This window comes from Streptomyces sp. NPDC002328, assembly GCF_042890065.1.
Lineage (GTDB): Bacteria > Actinomycetota > Actinomycetes > Streptomycetales > Streptomycetaceae > Streptomyces.
Genome location: NZ_JBIARQ010000017.1, coordinates 126,281 through 145,276, shown reverse-complemented (window position 1 = coordinate 145,276; position 18,996 = coordinate 126,281). Strand labels below are relative to the sequence as shown.

The window sequence follows — 18,996 nt, the reverse complement described above, 5'->3', positions numbered from 1 at the left end:
CGGGAGCACAACCCGGCCCGACCCGGCGCCGCGGCCGCACGCCCGGCCGGGACGGACGCCCCCGCCGCCCCGGACGCCCCGGACCCGGCAGACACCCGGCCCCGGCCGGCCACCCGCACCACACGCCCGGACCCGGCGGACCTGGCGGACGCTCAACCCCAGGCCCCGGCGGACGCCGCCGCACGCCCGGACCCGGCCGACGCCCCTGCCGGCGCGGACGCCCTGAGCCGGGCGGACTCCCCCGCCCTCGCCGAAACCCCCACCCCGGCCAGCGCCTCCAGCCCCGTCGCCACTCTGTCCCGCGCCCCCGCCTACTCCGTCGTCGTTCCGACCATCGGGCGGCCCTGCCTCGCCGACTGTCTGCGGGCGCTCGCCGCGGCCGTCGGGCATCCGCCCGAGGACGTCGTCGTGGTGGACGACCGGCCCGACCCCGTTGAGGAGCTGCCGCTCGCCGCGGCCGGCGCGCTGTACGGGCGGGTGCGCACCCTGCGCACCGGGGGCCGTGGCCCGGCGGCGGCGCGCAACGCCGGCTGGCGCACGGTCGGCACCCCGTGGACCGTGTTCCTCGACGACGACGTCCAGGTGCTGCCCGACTGGTCCCGTCTCCTCGCGGAGGATCTGAGCGCGGCCGACGCCTTCACCGGCGGCGTGCAGGGCCGCCTGTCCGTTCCGCTCCCTGAGGACCGCAGGCCCACCGACTGGGAGCGCGGCACGGCCGGGCTGGAGGAGGCTGTCTGGGCCACCGCCGACATGGCCTACCGCACGGCCGCGCTGGCCGACGCGGGCGGCTTCGACGAGCGCTTCCGGCGGGCCTTCCGTGAGGACGCCGACCTGGCGCTGCGCGTCCGGGAGGCCGGCTGGAGCCTGCTGCGCGGCCGGCGCACGACCCGTCACCCGGTCCGTCCGGCGGACCGCTGGGCGTCGGTGCGGGCCCAGCGGGGCAACGCGGACGACGTCCTGATGACCCGGCTGCACGGCCGCGACTGGTGGGCCCGGGCCGAGGCGCCCCGCGGCCGGCTCCCCCGGCATGTGCTGGTGACCACCGCCGCGCTCACCGCGTCCGGCTGCGCGCTGACCGGCCGGCGGCGCGCCGCCGCCGTCGCGGGCGCGCTGTGGACGCTGGGCACGGCGGAATTCGCCCTGGCCCGCATAGGTCCGGGTCCGCGGACCCGACAGGAGGTCGCCACCATGGTCACCACGAGCGTGCTCATCCCACCGCTGGCAGTCCGCCACTGGCTGGCCGGCCTGCTCCGCCACCGACGGGTCGTCCCGCACGGGAGCGCGCTGTGACCCGCCACACCGGGCCCCGGCGAACCGAGAGCCGAGTAACCGGGAACCACCTGACCGGGGGCCGGCAGACCGAAGGTTGGCAGACGCAGGGCCGGCAGCCCGAGGGCCGGCAGACCCAGGGCCGGCAGACCCAGGGCCGGCAAACTCAAGGCTGGCAGACCCAGGGCCGACAGACCGGCTGCCCGCAGCCCCAAAGCCAGCAGGCCGACGGCCCGCACACCGACAGCCAGCGGACTCAGCGCCGGCAGGCCGAGGGCCGCCAGGCCGAGGGCCGCCGCCAGGCCGAGGGTCGGCGATTCGGGTTCCTGTTCGGGCGCCGCCGTCCGACCGCACCGCTCCCCGCCGCCGTCCTCTTCGACCGAGACGGGACTCTCGTCGAGGACGTCCCCTACAACGGCGACCCCGAGTCGGTGCGGCCGGTGGACGGGGCCGGGCGGGCGCTCGGGCTGCTTCGGGGCGCGGGGGTTCCGACCGGGGTGGTCAGCAATCAGTCGGGCGTCGGGCGCGGGCTGCTCACGCATGACGACGTCCGGCGTGTCAACGAGCGGGTGGACTCCCTGCTCGGGGGTCTCGACGTCTGGGTGTACTGCCCCCATCTGCCCGACGACGGCTGCCCCTGCCGCAAGCCCCGGCCGGGGCTGGTGTTCGAGGCGGCGCGCCGTCTCGGCGTGGAGGCGCGGGACTGCGTGGTGATCGGGGACATCGGGGCCGACGTCCGGGCGGCGCACGCGGCGGGCGCACGGGGCGTGCTGGTGCCCACCCCGGCGACGCTCCCCGAGGAGGTCGAGTCGGCCCCCGCGACCGCTCCCGACCTGCTCACCGCGGTCGGCCGGCTGCTCACCGGAAGCCGGGGCCGGGGAGGCCGGTCATGAGGGCACTGGTCGTACGCCTCGACAGCTTCGGCGACGTGCTGCTCGCCGGGCCCGCCGTGCGTGCCGTCGCCGCGCACTGTTCCGGCGTGACGATGCTCTGCGGCCCGCGCGGCGAGCCCGCCGCGCGGCTGCTGCCCGGCGTGGACGAGGTGATCGTCTGGGCGGCGCCGTGGGAGGGCGTGGAGCCGCCCCCGGTGGCGGAGGCGGACGTCGGGGCCGTCGTGCGGCGGCTGCGCGGGGAGGCGTACGACGTCGCGCTGATCCTCACCTCGTTCCACCAGAGTCCGCTGCCCACCGCGCTGGTGCTGCGGCTGGCCGGCGTCGGACGGATCGGCGCGGAGAGCGTCGACCAGCCCGGCAGCCTCCTCGACGTACGGCACCGGCGGCTGCCCGGCCGCCATGAGGCCGAGGCGGCGCTCGACACGGCCGCCGCGCTGGGCTTCCGCCCGCACCCCGGGGACGACGGCCGGCTGCGCGTGCTGCCGCCGCCCGACACGGTCGCGCTGACCGGCAACGGCCCGTACGTCGTCGTCCACCCCGGAGCCAGCGCGCCCGCGCGGGCGTGGAGCCCGGCGCGCTGTGCCGAGGCCGTGTCGCTGCTGGCCGACGCGGGCCACCGGGTCGTCGTCACCGGCGGTCGCGGCGAGACCGGCCTCACCCGGCGGGTGAGCGGGGACACCGCGGTGGACCTCGGCGGGCGGACGCCGCCCCGCACCCTGGCGGGCGTGCTGCGCACCGCCGACGTCGTGGTGTGCGGCAACACCGGGCCCGCCCATCTGGCGGCGGCCGTCGGCACTCCGGTCGTGTCGCTGTTCGCGCCGGTCGTGCCGGCGGAGCGGTGGGCGCCGTACGGGGTGCCGAGCGTGCTGCTCGGCGATCAGTCGGCGCCGTGCGCGGACAGCCGTGCCCGGCGCTGCCCGGTACCGGGTCACCCGTGTCTGGAGGAGGTCACGGGCCACGACGTGGTGCGGGCGGTGCAGAAGCTGCTGAAGGAGACCGCATGAACATCCTGGTCTGGCATGTGCACGGCTCATGGCTGACGTCGTTCGTCCAGGGCCCGTACACCTTCCTCGTCCCGGTGACGCCCGACCGCGGGCCGGACGGGCTGGGGCGGGCCAGGACCTGGGAATGGCCGCCCACGGTGCGGGAGACGACGCCCGGCGAGCTGCGCGAGGCGGCGATCGACCTGATGGTGCTGCAACGGCCGCACGAGATCGAGCTGGCCCACCGCTGGACGGGCCGACGGCCCGGCGTCGACGTGCCCGCGGTGTACGTCGAGCACAACTGCCCGCACGCGTCGGCCGTCGACACCCGTCATCCCCTCGCCGACCGCACCGACGTGACGCTCGTCCACGTCACCCACTTCAACCGGCTGATGTGGGACAACGGGCGCGCCCCGACCACGGTGATCGAGCACGGGATCATCGACCCCGGCCATCTGTGGACGGGTGAGGAGCGGCGCGCCGCCGTCGTCGTCAACGAGCCCGTGCGGCGCGGCCGTACGACCGGCACGGACCTGCTGCCCGGGTTCGCGCGCACCGTGCCGCTGGACGTCTTCGGCATGCGCACCGAGGGCCTCGCGGACCGCCTCGGGCTGCCGCCCGACCGTTGCCGCGACCGGGACCTGCCGCAGGGCGAGCTGCATCCGGCGATGGCCCGCTGCCGGCTGTACCTGCATCCGGTCCGCTGGACGTCGCTCGGGCTGTCCCTGCTGGAGGCGATGTTCCTCGGCATGCCCGTGGTGGCGCTGGACGCCACGGAGGTGCGGGAGGCCGTGCCGGAGGGGGCGGGGGTGGTCTCCAACCGGTTCGACGTGCTGGAGGACGCCGTCCGCCGTTTCGTCGCGGACCCGGCGCACGCCCGCGCGACGGGGGACGCAGCCCGGGCCGCGGTCCGGGCCCGCTACGGAGAACGGCGTTTCCTGGACGACTGGGAACGCCTGATCAAGGAGGTCACCCGATGAGCCCCAGCCACCCGACGGCCGGCCGCGTCGCCATGGTCTCCGAGCACGCCAGCCCGCTGGCCGTGCTCGGCGGACCGGACGCGGGCGGGCAGAACGTGTACGTGGCCCGACTCGCCGGACAGCTGGCCCGCCGGGGCCACGAGGTCGTCGTGTACACGCGCCGCGACGACCCCGGGCTGCCGGAGCGGGTCACGACATCCGACGGGGTGAGGGTGGTTCATGTGCCCGCCGGCCCGCCTGCGCCCATACCGAAGGACGAACTCCTGCCGTACATGCCGGAGTTCGGTGCTTGGCTGGCGCGGGAGTGGTCGGCGGAGCCGCCCGACGTCGTGCACGCCCACTTCTGGATGTCCGGGATGGCGGCGCTGGCCGGGGCGCGCGAGCTCGGGGTGCCCGTGGTGCAGACGTACCACGCGCTCGGCACGGTGAAGAGGCGGCACCAGGGGGCCGCCGACACCAGTCCGCCGCAGCGCGTGGCGATCGAGACGGCGGTCGGGCGGGAGTGCGGGGGCATCATCGCGACCTGTCAGGACGAGGTGGCCGAGCTGGTCGCGATGGGGCTGCCCCGGGACCGGGTCTCGGTGGTCCCCTGCGGGGTGGACCCCGAGCTGTTCGCCCCGGTGGCCGGTGCGCGGCGGCGGCCGGCGTCGGCGCCCCGGCGGCTGCTGGCGGTCGGCCGGCTGGTCCCCCGCAAGGGCTTCGACCGGGCGATCCGCGCCCTGGCCGAGGTGCCCGACGCCGAACTGCTCGTCGCGGGCGGGCCCGAGCCCGCCCTGCTGGGCGCGGAACCGGAGGCGGAGCGGCTGCGGGCGGTCGCCGAGGAGTGCGGGGTGGCCGACCGGGTGACGCTGCTGGGCGGGGTGAGTCCGGAGCGGATGCCCCGGCTGATGTCCGGGGCGGACCTCGTGCTCTCCCTGCCCCGGTACGAGCCGTTCGGGATCGTGCCGGTCGAGGCGATGGCGTGCTGCGCGCCCGTCGTCGCCACCGCGGTCGGCGGTCAGCTCGACACCGTCGTCCACGACCTGACGGGCGTGCACGTCCCGGCCGACGTGACGCGGGGGACGGTTTCCGGCGCGGCGGTCGGCAGCGGGACCGGCGCTGCGGCGGACGACTACCGCGACCTCGCGGACACCGTCCGGCGTCTCCTCGACGACCCCGACCGACTCGCCCGGTACGGGGCCGCCGGCCGGCGTCGCGTACTCGCCCGCTACACCTGGGACCGCGTCGCCGACGGCGTGGCCCGGGTCTACGGCGCCGTCTCCTCCGTCCCCTCGCTCTCGGGAGTGGTCCGATGAAGGTCACCACCGACGTCGCGCACTGCGACGACCTGATGAAGGCGCTGGAAGGCTTCCGCGACTACGCCGCCCCCGTCGTCCGGCGGTGGGGCGGCGCCCTCGCCGACCGGCTGGGGGCCGGCTCCCGGCTGCTGGTCGCGGGCAACGGCGGGAGCGCGGCGCAGGCCCAGCACCTGACCGCCGAACTCGTCGGGCGCTACCGCGACGACCGGCCGCCGTACTCCGCGTTGTCGCTGCACGCGGACACCTCGGCCACCACCGCCATCGCCAACGACTACGGCGTGCAGGAGATCTTCGCCCGGCAGATCGCCGCCCACGGGCGGGCCGGGGACGTGCTGATGCTGCTGTCCACCAGCGGCGCGAGCGCGAACCTGCTGGTCGCGGCGGAGGAGGCCGGCCGGCTCGGCATGACCGTCTGGGCGCTGACCGGCGCTCCGCCCAACCCCCTGGAGGGGGCGGCGGACGAGGCGCTGTGCGTGGAAGCGGCGACGGCGGCCACGGTCCAGGAACTGCACCTGGTTGCCGTGCACATGCTCTGTGAGTCCTTCGACCGGAGCGCCGAACGCCGTGCGGCTGTGGTGGGACGCCGGACGCACGGGTACCGGTGGAGCCCCGGGGCGGGCTCCGCGGGCGCCGTCCCGGGGAAGGACGGGGCATGAGCGCCCCGGCAGCGCTGCTCGTCGTCGGGGACGCGCTGCTCGACCACGACCTGTGCGGGCGGGCGGAGCGGCTGGCTCCCGACGCGCCCGTCCCGGTCGTCAGCGAGGCCCGGCGCACGTCACGGCCGGGCGGTGCCGCACTCGCCGCCGTCCTCGCGGCGGCGGACGGGCGGCCCGTGACCCTGGTCACCGCGCTGGGCGAGGACGAGGCCAGCGCGACCCTGGAACGTCTGCTGGCCGGCCGGGTGCGGCTGGTGCGGCTGCCGCTGACCGGAACCCTGTCCAGCAAGACCCGCGTCCTCGCGGAGGGCATACCGCTGTTGCGCCTGGACGACGGGGAGGGCCGGGCCCGGGAAGCGACGGACGAGGCCCGCCGTGCCGTCGCCGAGGCCGGCGCGATCCTGGTCTCCGACTACGGCCGGGGCACGGCGGGCGTGCTGCGCGAGGCCCTGTCGACGGCGGCCGGCCGGGTGCCCGTGGTCTGGGACCCGCACCCGCGCGGCGAACCGCCGGTGCCGGGGACACGGCTGGTGACTCCGTCGGCCGACGAGGCACGCGACTTCGCCGCGCGGTGGGGGCCGGTGGGAATTCCGGGCGGGCCCGGGGACGACGAGGGCCCCGGCGGCGGGCAGGGGCCGGACCCTGCCGGCACGACCGGCGGCAGGGCCGGTGACAGGCCCGTGCAGGGGACGAAACCGAACGACGGTCAAGAGCCGGGCCCTGACAGCGAGTTCGGCGGCGACCCCGGAGACAGGCCCACGCGCGGGACGAAACCCGACGGCGGGCAGACGCCGGGCGCTGACAGCGAAGCCCGACGCAGGGCCGGGGCCGGGCTCGGGACGGAACCCGGCCGCGGGCAAGGGGCGGGTCCTGACAGCGAGGCCGGGGGCCGGCGCGGGGGCGGTCGGGGGTGGGGGGCCGGGGGCGGGACGGAGTTGCGGGGCGCGGCTCGTGATGCCGAAGTGCTGCTGCGGGCCTGGCGGGTGGTCTCCGTGGTCGTGACGCTCGGTGGGCGTGGTGCGCTGCTCTCGCACGGCGAGACTCCGCTGCTGGTGCCGTCGCCGGTGACGGCCGAGGGGGACGCCTGCGGTGCCGGGGACCGTTTCGCGGCCACCGCCGCCGGTCTCCTCGCGGACGGCGAGCTCGCCGAGACCGCGGTGCGCGCGGCCGTGCACGCCGCCACCCGGTACGTGGCCGAGGGCGGCGTCCGCCGCCTCGACGGGACGTCCGCGCCCCGGACGGCCGAGGCCGAGCCCGCCGACGACGCCCTGCGGACGGCCGCCCGGGTCCGCGCCGCGGGCGGGACCGTCGTCGCCGCGGGCGGCTGCTTCGACCTGCTGCACGCCGGTCACGTCGCCCTGCTCCAGGCCGCCCGCCGCACCGGGGACTGCCTGGTGGTGTGCGTCAACTCGGACGCGTCCGTGCGCCGCCGCAAGGGCGGTGGACGCCCGCTGGTGCCGGCGGCGGACCGGATCCGGGTGCTGCGGGCCCTGGAGTGCGTGGACGCGGTCGCCGTGTTCGACGAGGACACACCGGAGCGTCTGCTCGCCGAACTGCGCCCGCACATCTGGGCCAAGGGCGGCGACTACGCCCTGGAACGCCTCCCGGAGGCGACGTTGGTGGAGAGCTGGGGAGGCCAGGTCGTCCTGTTCCCCTATCTGGACGGCCGCTCGACGACCCGGATCGCGGAGAGGGCGGCGGGCCCCCTGGAGAGGCGACACCCGTGACACGCCGAGTGCTGGTGCTCCGCGCGCTGGGGCTGGGCGATCTGCTGGCCGGGGTGCCCGCGCTGCGCGGTGTCCGGCGCGCCTTTCCCGGGCATCGGGTCGTGCTGGCGTCGCCCGCGGGGCTGGCGGAGGCCGCTGTGGCCACCGGGGCCGTGGACCGCGTGTTCGCCGCCGAGGCACCACGGCGTGGTGTGCCGTCGCTCGGGCACTGGACGGGGTCGCCGCCCGATGTGGCGATCGACCTGCACGGCAACGGGCCAAAGAGCCGCGACGTCCTCGCCGCCCTCACGCCGGGCCGGCTGCTGGCCTTCGCCCAGGCCGACCCCCGGCCCGCATTATGGCGTGCGGACGAGCACGAACGTGACCGGTGGTGCCGTTTCCTCGCCGCGTACGGGATCGCCGCCGACCCCCACGACGTACGGCTGCCCCCGCCGGCCGCGGCCTCCCCGGCGCGGGGAGCCGTCGTCGTGCATCCCGGGGCGGAGTCCGTGTCCCGCCGCTGGCCCGCCGAGCGGTACGCCGTCGTGGTACGGCTGCTGCGGGCGTCCGGCAGGCGGGTCGTCGTCACCGGGGGTCCCAGGGAGGTCGCGCTGACGCGGGACGTCGCGGCGCGCGCCGGGCTGTCCGCGCGGGACGTGCTGTGCGGCGGGCTGCCGTACGGCGAGCTGTCGGCGCTCGTGGCCGGGGCCGCGCTCGTCGTGAGCGGCGACACCGGCCTCGCCCACCTCGCCGTCGCGCACGCCACACCGTCCGTGACGCTGTTCGGGCCGGTCTCGCCCCGGCTGTGGGGGCCGCCGCCCGGCTCGGGACGTCACGTCGCGCTGTGGAAGCCGGGCCCGCCCGGCGATCCCCATGGCGATGTTCCCGATCCGCGGCTCCTGCGCATCGGCGCGGACGAGGCCGTCGCGGCGGCGCTCACCCTGCTGCGGGCGGGCCTGACGCAGGCCGCACCGACCTCACCGGGCATCTCCACGGTCCGCCCCGGCTGACTCACCCCTCGGTGCTCTGCTGCGTCCACGTCCACGCGTACTGCAACCAGTCCGCCAACGTCACAGCGCCCAGGCCCGCGCAGGCCAGGCGAGTGGCGCGGGGCGACCAGACGTAGGAACCCACGAGGGCGCCGGCCACCCAGACCGAGACGCAGAACGGGCAGGAGACCAGGTCGCCCACCACGCGCCGCACCCCCGTGCCGCGGGGTTCGTCCAGGACCTCGCCGGCCAGGGCGTCGGAGGTGCGGCGGGTGAACGGGGCCCGGACGAAGCTGGTGATCTTGTCCCGGGACAGCAGCCGGGACGCCTTGTAGGTCGCCGTTCCCATGAGGGCGACGTCCCACGGCGGCACCTCGTCCGGCAGTCGCACGCCCCGGCGTCGCGCCAGGCCGGCGAAGACGGCGGCGCCCGCGGTGAAGGTGGCGGCGAGCGCCGCGTAGCCGCCGAGCGGCACCTGTTCCTGGTCGTCGGTCCGGTCGTCGGTCCGCTCGTCGGCCCGGCCCTCGTATCGCGCGGCGTCCGCGGTCATGGCACCTCCTGAAGCGCATACGCATCCGGCCCTCGCCGTCGCGCGGGCCGAGTTCCCCTGCGTGTCGTCACCACACGCGTTCGAACCACCAGCCCTCTATCCGATACACAGACCATAAAATCCGATCATTCTCGGTCAATAAACGCCTCCAAAAATGCGAATACGGGCTCGACCAAAAAAACTTCGGCCACCCGAAACATCTCCCTCACCGGAAATCATCGGCGAACCCAAATCAATTCCCTCACCCGCCTGAACAGGCAAGAAGCCCGTACTCACCACCCCGCGCCCACCGCCGCGAGGCGCACCTCGGAAGCCTCCGCGCGGCAAGCACGAGAATTCGCCGATCTCTTACGATGCGTCACATCGCGGTGCTACAAATGCGAGAAGTTCATTTCCATCGGGGGCCAGGGGGGATCCCATGCAGACGGACCGCCCTTGTGCCGGTTTCCCGGGCCGTTCCGGGCGTCTCATTCTGTCGTTGGCACTGCTGTGCGGATTGCTGCTGATATCCGGGCCCGGGGCGAGCGAGGCCGCCCCGGCGCCGGCCCCCGTCCCGACGTCGGCGCCCACGCCCGTCGACTTCGTCGTCCTGGTCGACGAGTCCGGCAGCCTCTCGTCCGAGGACGTCACCGCCGAACGCGCCGCCGCCTCCATGCTGACCCTCGGCGAGTTCTCCCCGGAGTCGCGGGCCGGCGTCGTCGGGTTCGGCAGCCAGAGCGAGCGCGGGCGGCGTCCCGTGGACGTGGTCTGCCCGCTCACCAGGGCGGACACGGCCGGCCGGGAACGCCTGAGCGCCTGCGTCTCCGGCATCCGGCCCCGCACCGCCGCCGAGGGCAACGGCACCGACTTCCCCGCCGCCATCACCCAGGGCCTGTCGATGCTCCGCGCGGGCGGCGGTTCCGCGCCCGCCACCCCGAAGATCCTCTTCCTGCTCACCGACGGCCGGCTGGACGTCCGCGACAGCCCCAACTACGGCCCCGATCCCGACCGGCGCAACGACAACGCCGCCAAGGCCCTCGCCGCCGCCGTGGCCCAGGCCCGCGCCGACAAGGCGCAGATCTGGCCGCTCGGCTTCGGCGACGGCATCGACCGGGCCCAGCTGGACTCACTGGCCGCCGGCGGCTACCAGACCCAGTGCGCGGCGCTGGCGTCGGCGCGGCCGAGGGCCCAGGTCACCCCGGACTCCGCGGCGGTGTCGAAGGCGCTGTTGCAGGCCTTCGCGGGGGCCCGCTGCGCCCGCACCAGCCCGGACCGGGCGGAGTCCACCGTCACCACGACCGCCGATCTCAGCGTCACCATCCCGCCCGTGGCCAGCGACGGTTCCATCGTCGTGGTGAAGGAGCGCCCCGAGGCGGTGGCCGTCACCTACTACGACCCCCGGGGGCGCAAGGTCCCGCTGCGCGGCTCGGCGTACGGCTCAGCGTTCGAACTCGTCGGCCAGAACGGCCCGGTGGAGTCCCTGCGGATCCGCGACCCCCAGCCCGGGACCTGGCGGGTGCACGTGGAGGTGGTGGGCGGCTCGGCCGGCCAGCAGGTCAGCGCCACCGCGCTGTGGCAGGGCGTGCTGCGCTCGTTCATCGTCCTGGACCCGCCGTCCCCCGCGCCAGGACAGAAGGCCGCCGTGCACGTGCTGTTGCAGACCGCGCGGGACGTCCGCCTCACCGACCCGGCCCAACTCGCGGGCATCGACGTGTCGGTGAGCCTCACCGGCAAGGGGTTCGCCCCGGTCGAGACCCGGCTCACGGACGACGGGCGGGCGCCCGACCACGCGGCGGGCGACGGGGAGTTCTCGGGCACGCTGACGGTGCCGAGAACGGCCGACGGGGAGCTGGAGTTCGTCGGGCACATGGTGGGCGAGGGCATCACGGGCGACGAACGCCCGTACCGGACGACCCCGCCCGACCGGCCCGCCCTGCTCGCCGGCTCCGTCCAGTTCGAGGACCGCCGGGTGCACCCCGGGGGGACCGCCCGCGGACTGGTCAAGGTGCACAACTCCGACAGCCGCGCCCGCACCGTGCGGGTGGTGCTCGGTGACGCCGGGGACCGGGTCTCCTTCACGATCAGTCCGCAGCGGGTGGAGGTCGACGCCGGTCAACAGATCTCCGTGCCACTGTCGTTGCGCTTCGCCGAGGACGCGCCGACCGGTCCGGTGCCGGGCACGGTGTCGCTGCGCGACGAGCGGGGGCGGCCGGTCGCGCAGTCCTTCCTGATCCTCCAGGTGGAGCCCCGGCCCGGGTTCCTGGAGCGCAACGCGCCCGCCGTCGGCGTCGGTTCGGCGATTCTCGCGCTGCTGACGGTCGTCCTGGCGCTGCGCTGGCAGGACCGCCGCAGGAGCCGCGACGTCTCCACCATTCAGCTGATTTTGCATCAGTACGGCAGTGAGAGCAGCCGGTTGCGGGCGCCGGCCGGCGTCGGCTCGGAGTTCGGCTTCCTGGTCCGTTCGGCGGGCGGGGCGCCGCGGCTCTTCCTCGACGACTCGCCGAGCCGCTACCGGGTGCGGCGCTACCGCGACGGTCTGGCCGTCAGGACGCCGGACGGGGAGCGGTTCACCGTCCCGCGCGGGCGGACCGCCCCGTTCCAGGACGGGCTGGCGCTCGGGTTCGCCGACAGCCGCTCCGCGGCCACCGCGCCAGGTCGCGGGCCGGGCCGCCGGGCCGCCTCCCGGACGGGCGGGGACTCGTCCGCCCCCGGTGGGTCCGCGACGGCGTACCCCGCTCCGGGCGCCCGGACCCGGACCCGGCGGCGGCGCCCCGGTGCGACGGGATCGCCGCTGCCCCCGCCGACCACCGCGAAACAGCCCTATGACGACGCTTTCTGATCCGGCGCCCGACCACCGCAACGGCCATGGACGGCCGCGGAACGGCTCCGAAGGCCCACGCGGCCGCGCACGAGGGGGAGTTGGATGAAGATCTACCAGCCGATGTTGTTCGTGGGCCTGGGCGGCACCGGATGCCTCATCGGCGCCGAGCTGGAGAACCGGCTGCGGGAGGCCCTGTGCGGGCCGGACGGCACGGCCCTCTTCCCCACCCTGCGCGGCCGTCAACTGCTGCCCTACCAACTGCCCGACTGCCTCCAGTTCGTCTACGCGGACCTGAACGAGGCGGAGTTGAGCCGGCTGCCGCACATGCGGACCGAGGGGCTGCTCAAGGCCGCCTACGGCAGGACCGCGCGGGCCACGTTCGGACTGCTGCCGCGCTTCGACTCCTACCCCGAAGTGGCGCGCAGCCTGCGGACCAACCTGCCCGGTCCGCTGTGCCGTTGGGTGCCCGGACGGCAGGGCGAGCCCCGGGTCGCCCCGCTGATCCGGGGCGCCGGCCAGCTGCCGACCGTGGGCCGGGCGGCCCTGTTCGAGACCTTCCGCAGCGGCCTCGGGCCCGCGCTGAACCCGCTGCGCGAGGCGATCTCCCTGATCAGCAAATCCGGCGGCGACCTCACCTCGCTGGGCGGTTCGCTCGCCGACAGCTGTGACGTGTTCGTCGCCTTCTCCGTCGCCGGCGGCACCGGCGCGGGCATCTTCTACGACTACCTCCATCTGCTCGGGCACGCCTTCGAGGAGGCCCGCTACCGGGTGCGGATCTACCCGCTGGTGGTCATGCCGTCCGCCTTCGACGACGGCCGGGGCGGGGGCCGCGCGGCCCGTCTCAACGCGGGGCGCGCCCTGGTGGACCTGTTCCGGCTGGTCGACGACCAGAACGCGCCCGACGCGGACGACAACCTCGACGACGTGGGCAGCACCGGCCAGCTCGCCGTGGAGTACCCGGGCGGGGTGTCGGTGCGGATGCGGCCCTCCACCACGCAGACCGCGTTCCTGTTCTCCCGCACCTCCGGCATCGAACGCGAGGATCTGCACCGCTCCATCGTGTCGCTGGTGATGTCCCTGCTGGGCACCGAGCTGGGCGAGGACGACAGCCGGGTCCGCGACAGCGACAGCCTGTACCAGTCGTTCGCCGACAGTTTCATCAACGCCAACGTGGAACGCGCCACGGTCGCCCCGACCGGCATCGGCAACCGCGGCGTCTCCACCAGCCTCGTCGCCTCGATGGCGGTCCCCGTCGACGAGCTGGCCGAGCTGGTGGCGTCCCGGTTGCTGGCCACCGCCCTCAAGCGGCGCGCCTACCATCCGGCGACGCACGACGCCTCCCAACGCGACCTGGTCCGGGAGTTCTTCGCCGCCTCGCACCTGGACCAGCTGTGGACGCGCCCGAGTCCGCCGTTCAGCGAGCCCCGCCCGGTCACCGGCGCGCGGGCCGTGCTGGAGGCGCTGGCGGCGCGGCAGGGCGCGATGGACGACGCGCTCGGCGACCTCGACCGGCAGCTGCGCCAGCAGGTCTCCGAACTCGCCACCGCCTTCGACCCGTTCCGAGGTGTACGCGAACTCCTGGGCCGTGTCGACCTGCTGAAGCTCCGTCAGGTGGTGCTGGGCGAGCCTGCCGCCAAGGACCGGCTCGCGCGGGCGGGCTTCGCCGGTCTGCTCCAGAACCGCGGCCGGGAGCCGGAGCGCCCTCCGGGGCTCGGCGTCGGGCCGCCGCAGCCGAAGAACATCAAGGACCGCATGGCCGGTCTGGTGAAGCTGAGATGGGGCGACGCCGAGGTGGTGCAGGCCCTCCAGGAGCAGGACGCCTGGTACCAGTGGGAGTGCCGGCGCGTCTGGCACCGGCACTGGGCCGACCACGCCCCGCGCTGGGACCGGACGCTGTCCGCGCTGCGCGCCGAACTCGACGCGCTGACCGGGGCGTTCCAGGAGCAGGCCGACGACGAGCAGACCTCGTTCACCCAGCGGACCCGGCAGTTGTACCGGCCGCGCACGGGGGTGTCGTACCTGCTGCCGCCGCAGAACGACCTGGTCTCCTTCTACGAGGCCGTCGTGCACCGGCTGCTGCTCGCCGAGGGGCTGCGGGAGACGGACGGCGAGGAGGCGCTGCTCGGGCATCTGATCGGCGCCGAGCGGTGGCGGGCGGCGTTCACGGAGGCGCGGGTGGATCCGCGCAGGTCGGTGTCGATCGTCAAGGACCACGTGCAGAACCGGGTGAAGCGTCTGTTCGGGGAGACCGGCGGGGTGGGGCAGCGTCCGCTGCTGCCCTCGCTGGGCACGCTGCTCGCGGCGTCGGCCGCCGGGGACGGACTCCAGATCGGGGAGGACGCGGTGGAGCAGTGCCGGCACAAGCTGGCCTCGCTGCTGCCGGTCGGGTTCTCGCCCGAGGGGCGGGGGAAGCTGAAGGTGCTGATCGTCTACCCCGCCACGTCCACCGACTCGGCGGTGCGCCGTTTCCTGGAGCGGGAGATGCGGCTGCCGAGGGACAACGAGCGGGAGATCGAGTTCCGTCCGGTGTCCACCGAGTCCGTCACCGTGATCCTCTTCCGTAGCTCCATGAGCCTGACCGAGGTGCCGGAGGTGCGCAGCACCCTCACCCTGTGGGCGGAGGCGCTGGGCGGGGAGCTTCCGGGCGACCTCCTGCGCTGGCGGCACCGGCTGGGACACGAGTCCGACTTCCTGATGGGGACGGCGCAGGACCGGCGGCACATCCTCCACCGGCTGCTGTGCGCGCTGTGGAACGACCAGGTGACCGTGTTCGGGGACGTGACCAGTCCGAAGCGCGTCCGGGTCGGGCTGCTGGACCGGGAGTCGGCCGCCATGGTCTGCTCCCTGGAGTCGCCCGGCCCGGGCCTGTCGAGCTGGGGAGCGCTGCTGCGCGCCTACGAGTCCTGGACGCTGGCGGAGGACAGCGGGGGCATCCGCGACGCCTTCTGCGAGCAGTTGATGGCGACCACGCCGCTCGGCCTGGAGAACACGCCGGTCGCGCCGTCGGGGCTGTTCCGCACGCTGGTCGACAAGGTGGCGGCACAGCAGGCGGATCTGCTGGTCGGGCGGTCGCCCTGGCCGGTGGACCAGGATCCGGCGCACCGCGCGGAGCTGCGGGCGTTCTGGACGGAGACCTTCCAGGAGGCCCTGGACCTGCCGTTCCCGCGGGCGCACCGGCTGGAGGGCTGGACGCTGCGCAAGCTGCACCACGCGTTCTCCGAGGAGGGCGGCCAGTGAGCACGCTGCACCGGGACCGTCTCGTCGTCTGCATCGACCTGCGCCGGGACCTCGACCATGTGAGCACGCCGGCGGCGCTGGACAAGCACTTCCGGGAGACGCTGCGGGAGGCGCGGGTGCGGGCGGCCGACGTCTCCCGGGTCCTGGTCATCGACACGGCCGCCGACCTGGTGTCCCACGAGGACGCCTACGAACGGATCTGCTCCCATCCCGGCGTGTCGGCGGTGCTCTGCCTCGCCGTCGGCCCGCCGCCCGGCCGTCCGGCGGGCCCCGCGCAGGACGCGGCGCCCGGCGACGCGGATCCGTCGGCGTACCGGGAGTCGCATGTGCTGGCGCTTCCGGTGCAGTTGCGTCCGCCGCTGGCCGCGACGGTGTGGGTGGGCGACGTGCGGGGCATCGGCTGGCGGCCCGGGCAGAGCGAGGCGCCCGCGCTGACCGACACGGGCCCCGCCGAGAACGACCTGGGCGGTCTGGACCCGCTGGTCGAACTGCTCCAGGTGGCCGAGGTGTTCGACGAGACGATCGGCGCCCTGCACGAGCTGCCGTCCGCCGTGGCCAGTCCGGCGCTCAGGCTGCTGATCCACGAGGTGCCGGAGGAGGAGCTGCTGCGCACGCAGGTGCAGGCCCTGGAGTACTGCACCAGCCCGCCGACCGCCGTGACGAGCCCGGCGCCGCCGGAAGGGCCGCTGGCGGTCCTCGCGCGGACCGCCGACCCGGAGGACCTGTCCCTGGAGGACTGTCTGCCGGAGGACAGCGCGCTGCGGCAGTCGCACCGGCAGACCGTGGCGGGGCTGCACCGGGCGGGCCGGAGTCTGGCGGGGCTCGGCGGCTGGCGCGGCTGGCTGGGGCGTGACGTGGCGGCGCGGGAGGTCCTCGACGCGGTGCGGGAGGCCGGGCACGGACTCGCCGAGCACCGGCGCACCGTGGAGCAGACCTTCGAGTGGGTCGACGGCCGGGCGGGCATCGACGCGGAGGGGCGGGACCACCTGCTGCGGCTCGGGGTGCGGCTGCCGCTGGTCGCCGGGACCCGGCCGGAGGAGGTCGGGGCGGCTCTGCGGCAGCAGGTGCTGACCCGGCTGGAGCGGCGGCGTCCGCTGCCGGAGATCGTCTCCTGGCTGCGCGAGTTCACCAACTCGACCGTGCCGTCCGGCAGTGCGGCCCAGATCGACCGGATCCACCAGGTCTGCCCGGACGAGGCGCTGGCCCCGCTCATCCGGCCGCCCGCCTTCGCCGTGGGCGCGGGGGCCGGTCGGGCCGCCGTGTGGGCGGCGCTCTCCGCGCTCCTGGCCGTCGTCGGGCCGTGGTGGGCGCTCACGTCGGGGCTGCTGTCGCTCCTGCTCGTCGGCGCGGTGGGGTGGACCCTCGTCGCGGGCCCGGCGGACGACGCGTTCGACGGGCCCCCGTGGACCCGGCTCCCCCGGCGGGCCCTCGGCGTGCTCGCCGGCGGGTGGGCCTTCGGGTGGGTCGCGGGCCTGGTCGTACGGGCCGCGGTGACGGTGCCCGTCTGGTCGTCGCCGCTGCTCGGGGTGGCGGCGGGGGCCGCCGCCGTCAAGGCCGGCCACACGCTGTGGGCGTCGGCGGTGGCGGACTGGCGGCGACGGATCCGGCTCGACGCGGCGGCGCTCGCGGCCGAGCGGCTCGGCGAGGCCCTCGACGACGGCGTGTTCGAGTACTGGTTGCTCGCGGACGCCCGGGCCGCGGCGTCCGACCAGGCGCGGGCGGTGGCCTCGCTCCTGGAGGCGGGCTGCGCGACCCTCGCCGAGTTCGGCGAGCAGTTGGAGGGCCGCACCGGACCGGAGTGGGGTCCGGCCCCGCGGGGCCACGCGCCGGGCGGCGCGGCGACGGACGGGCGGGGCGGCTCGCCGTTCGCGGTGGAGCATGTGGGCCAGGCCGGGCGGGCGTTGCTGGACACGGTCGTCGGGGATCTGTCGGACCTCATGGCCGAGGTCCTCAGCCCTTACTGGCCGCTGATCCTGCGCGACCCGTCCACCGTCGCCGCGCTGCCGGTGGCCGCCCGCACCGGCGAGCTGATCTTCGAGTACCAGCACCAGCTGGCCCGGGTCGGCACCGCCCCCGCGCCCCGCTTCGCGCCGGCGCCGGCGAGCCGGCCGGATCCGGCGAGCCTGGTCGGCGTCGACATGCAGCGCGTGGTCGGGGTGCTGCTGCCGGGCCACCACGGGGACGCCCTGCATCTGTGCTCCCCCGGGCAGCTGCGGATGCTGGACCGGGCGCCGGGCGCGACACGGCACTTCGGCTTCGTGCCGCAGGCGATGCAGAGCTCGTTCTGGAAGGCGGTCGAGAACGCGCCGGGCGGTGTGCGCGGGACGCCCGGCGAGCGGGCCGAGCCGCGCACCCGGTGGACGAGCGTGCCGGAGGCCGGGCTGCCGGACATCGTGTGGACGGCGACGGGCCGCTTCGCCGGTCTGCTGCGCCTGGTCCCCCTCACGGAGAGCGCGGTCCGGCTGTCCTGGTCCGGCGCCCACGGGACGACGGCCGCCGGCGACGGCGGCCGTGCCGCGACACACGGCGACACCCCGGAGGACGGCCGACGGCAGGCGGGCCGGCGCCCCGGCGACCGGCCCGGGCGGAGCGGGGTGACGGAATGACCGACGTACTGCTGTTCGTGGACTCCACGGGCATGCCCGAACGCGTACGCGTGCTGCGGGCCGAGCCGGACGAGCCGCACGCCCCCGGGTCACCGTTCCGCACCAGGATGATCGCGCTGGAGGACGGGCGGCATCTGTCGCAGCGGCGGATCCACATGCCCCACGCCGTGCGGCCGGAGGCGCTGGACGCGCTGGAGACGGAGATCCGGGCCGGGCTGCGGCTCGCGCGGGCCTTCGGCCAGGAGGGCTATCCGCCGGAGTTCACCCGGCTCGCGGGGTACTCCATCGAGGCGCCCGAGCCGTTCCTGCTGCTCGACCCGCTGCGCAAGGGACAGCCGATGGCGGAGTTCGCGGGCCGTCTCATGGTGCGCGAGCAGCAGAAGTTCGAGTACAGCCTGTTCCGCACGCTGCGGCTGCTGGAATGGGCCTCGCTGGTGCACCGCTCGATCGGCCCCCGCACGGTCCGCTGGGACGGCTCGCGCATCCAGCTCACCCAGTTCGGGGGCGCCGAACTCGCCGGCCGGCCGCGCCGACGGCTCGGCGTCCGCCCCTGGGCCTCGCCGGAACAGCGCGAAGGCGTGGGCGCGGCGCACCCGTTGGACGACGTATGGAGCGCGGGGCAGCTGGTCCACTTCGTGGCGACGGGCCGGGAGAGCGCGGGCGACCGTCCGCCGCCGGGCTCGGGACAGGCCCTGACGGACCTGCTGCGAGGGGTGTTCGAGGAGGACCCCGCCCGGCGCTGCGACGCCCGGACCCTGCTCAGACGCATATCCGGGCGGGACCCGGTCGTCGACCTGGGCGAGGCCCCGGACCCGCTGCGCGCGGGCCGGCGGCGGTTCGACGAGCTGCTGGCCGCCAAGGGGCCGCAGGCCTGGCCCCCGCGCCCCCGGCCCGAGCCGGCCGCCCCCACCCCGCCGGAACCGGTGCGGCCCCCGCGGCCGGACGCGGGGAGCGGAAGCGCGGGGTCGGTGCGGGGCCTTCGGATGCCCCCCTGGGGCACGAACCATCGCAGAACAGGAGGTAGCTGAC

Annotated in this window: 13 protein-coding genes; 12 read left to right on the top strand and 1 reads right to left on the bottom strand. The window is 75.7% G+C overall.

Annotation, left to right across the window (positions count from 1 at the left end):
- Positions 1-294: 294 nt before the first annotated feature.
- The 8 genes from ACFYX4_RS32470 to ACFYX4_RS32435 are packed head-to-tail and all read left to right on the top strand — an operon-like array spanning position 295 to position 8,795.
- Positions 295-1,290, top strand: coding sequence for a glycosyltransferase family 2 protein (locus ACFYX4_RS32470; RefSeq protein WP_389340901.1), 996 nt, complete (start codon positions 295-297; stop codon positions 1,288-1,290).
- Complete coding sequence (locus ACFYX4_RS32465) at positions 1,287-2,162, top strand: D-glycero-alpha-D-manno-heptose-1,7-bisphosphate 7-phosphatase (protein ID WP_389340776.1); 876 nt, start codon at positions 1,287-1,289, stop codon at positions 2,160-2,162. Before ACFYX4_RS32470 ends, ACFYX4_RS32465 begins: the two co-directional genes overlap by 4 nt.
- Positions 2,159-3,166, top strand: coding sequence for a glycosyltransferase family 9 protein (locus ACFYX4_RS32460; RefSeq protein WP_389340774.1), 1,008 nt, complete (start codon positions 2,159-2,161; stop codon positions 3,164-3,166). The genes ACFYX4_RS32465 and ACFYX4_RS32460 overlap by 4 nt, the downstream gene beginning before the upstream one ends.
- Positions 3,163-4,125, top strand: a complete 963-nt coding sequence (locus tag ACFYX4_RS32455) for a glycosyltransferase (RefSeq protein WP_389340772.1) — start codon at positions 3,163-3,165, stop codon at positions 4,123-4,125. Before ACFYX4_RS32460 ends, ACFYX4_RS32455 begins: the two co-directional genes overlap by 4 nt.
- The gene (locus tag ACFYX4_RS32450) at positions 4,122-5,420 is read left to right on the top strand and encodes a glycosyltransferase (RefSeq protein WP_389340770.1); all 1,299 of its coding nucleotides are present in this window, start codon (positions 4,122-4,124) and stop codon (positions 5,418-5,420) included. The genes ACFYX4_RS32455 and ACFYX4_RS32450 overlap by 4 nt, the downstream gene beginning before the upstream one ends.
- Entirely contained in the window at positions 5,417-6,079 is a 663-nt protein-coding gene (locus ACFYX4_RS32445) for an SIS domain-containing protein (RefSeq protein ID WP_389340768.1), read from the top strand. The genes ACFYX4_RS32450 and ACFYX4_RS32445 overlap by 4 nt, the downstream gene beginning before the upstream one ends.
- Positions 6,076-7,806, top strand: coding sequence for a D-glycero-beta-D-manno-heptose 1-phosphate adenylyltransferase (rfaE2, locus tag ACFYX4_RS32440; protein WP_389340766.1), 1,731 nt, complete (start codon positions 6,076-6,078; stop codon positions 7,804-7,806). Before ACFYX4_RS32445 ends, rfaE2 begins: the two co-directional genes overlap by 4 nt.
- The gene (locus ACFYX4_RS32435; protein WP_389340764.1) at positions 7,803-8,795 is read left to right on the top strand and encodes a glycosyltransferase family 9 protein; all 993 of its coding nucleotides are present in this window, start codon (positions 7,803-7,805) and stop codon (positions 8,793-8,795) included. The genes rfaE2 and ACFYX4_RS32435 overlap by 4 nt, the downstream gene beginning before the upstream one ends.
- A 1-nt stretch (position 8,796) precedes the next feature.
- Here ACFYX4_RS32435 and ACFYX4_RS32430 read toward each other — a convergent pair whose 3' ends face one another.
- A complete protein-coding gene (locus ACFYX4_RS32430; protein WP_389340762.1) occupies positions 8,797-9,324 on the bottom strand; it encodes a DUF1360 domain-containing protein in 528 nt (175 codons plus the stop codon).
- 478 nt (positions 9,325-9,802) lie between these two features.
- Here ACFYX4_RS32430 and ACFYX4_RS32425 point away from each other — a divergent pair, with 478 nt between their 5' ends.
- The 4 genes from ACFYX4_RS32425 to ACFYX4_RS32410 all read left to right on the top strand — a co-directional run bounded on the left by ACFYX4_RS32425 (position 9,803) and on the right by ACFYX4_RS32410 (position 18,995).
- Positions 9,803-12,142: a vWA domain-containing protein gene (locus ACFYX4_RS32425; RefSeq protein WP_389340760.1), complete on the top strand. Its 2,340-nt coding sequence runs from the start codon at positions 9,803-9,805 to the stop codon at positions 12,140-12,142.
- An 84-nt stretch (positions 12,143-12,226) separates the two neighbouring features.
- Positions 12,227-15,361: a tubulin-like doman-containing protein gene (locus ACFYX4_RS32420; RefSeq protein WP_389340758.1), complete on the top strand. Its 3,135-nt coding sequence runs from the start codon at positions 12,227-12,229 to the stop codon at positions 15,359-15,361.
- Entirely contained in the window at positions 15,358-17,967 is a 2,610-nt protein-coding gene (locus ACFYX4_RS32415; protein ID WP_389340756.1) for a hypothetical protein, read from the top strand. The genes ACFYX4_RS32420 and ACFYX4_RS32415 overlap by 4 nt, the downstream gene beginning before the upstream one ends.
- Positions 17,964-18,995 carry a hypothetical protein gene (locus ACFYX4_RS32410; RefSeq protein ID WP_389340754.1) on the top strand — a complete coding sequence of 344 codons (1,032 nt, stop codon included), beginning with the start codon at positions 17,964-17,966 and terminating at the stop codon, positions 18,993-18,995. Before ACFYX4_RS32415 ends, ACFYX4_RS32410 begins: the two co-directional genes overlap by 4 nt.
- Position 18,996: the final 1 nt, after the last annotated feature.

Bases quoted from the DNA above. Each gene is read 5' to 3' on its own strand.
- ACFYX4_RS32460 (WP_389340774.1), top strand. From the start codon at position 2,159: ATGAGGGCACTGGTCGTACGCCTCGACAGCTTCGGCGACGTGCTGCTC.
- ACFYX4_RS32455 (WP_389340772.1), top strand. From the start codon at position 3,163: ATGAACATCCTGGTCTGGCATGTGCACGGCTCATGGCTGACGTCGTTC.
- ACFYX4_RS32450 (WP_389340770.1), top strand. From the start codon at position 4,122: ATGAGCCCCAGCCACCCGACGGCCGGCCGCGTCGCCATGGTCTCCGAG.
- ACFYX4_RS32445 (WP_389340768.1), top strand. From the start codon at position 5,417: ATGAAGGTCACCACCGACGTCGCGCACTGCGACGACCTGATGAAGGCG.
- rfaE2 (WP_389340766.1), top strand. From the start codon at position 6,076: ATGAGCGCCCCGGCAGCGCTGCTCGTCGTCGGGGACGCGCTGCTCGAC.
- ACFYX4_RS32430 (WP_389340762.1), bottom strand. From the start codon at position 9,324: ATGACCGCGGACGCCGCGCGATACGAGGGCCGGGCCGACGAGCGGACC.
- ACFYX4_RS32420 (WP_389340758.1), top strand. From the start codon at position 12,227: ATGAAGATCTACCAGCCGATGTTGTTCGTGGGCCTGGGCGGCACCGGA.
- ACFYX4_RS32410 (WP_389340754.1), top strand. From the start codon at position 17,964: ATGACCGACGTACTGCTGTTCGTGGACTCCACGGGCATGCCCGAACGC.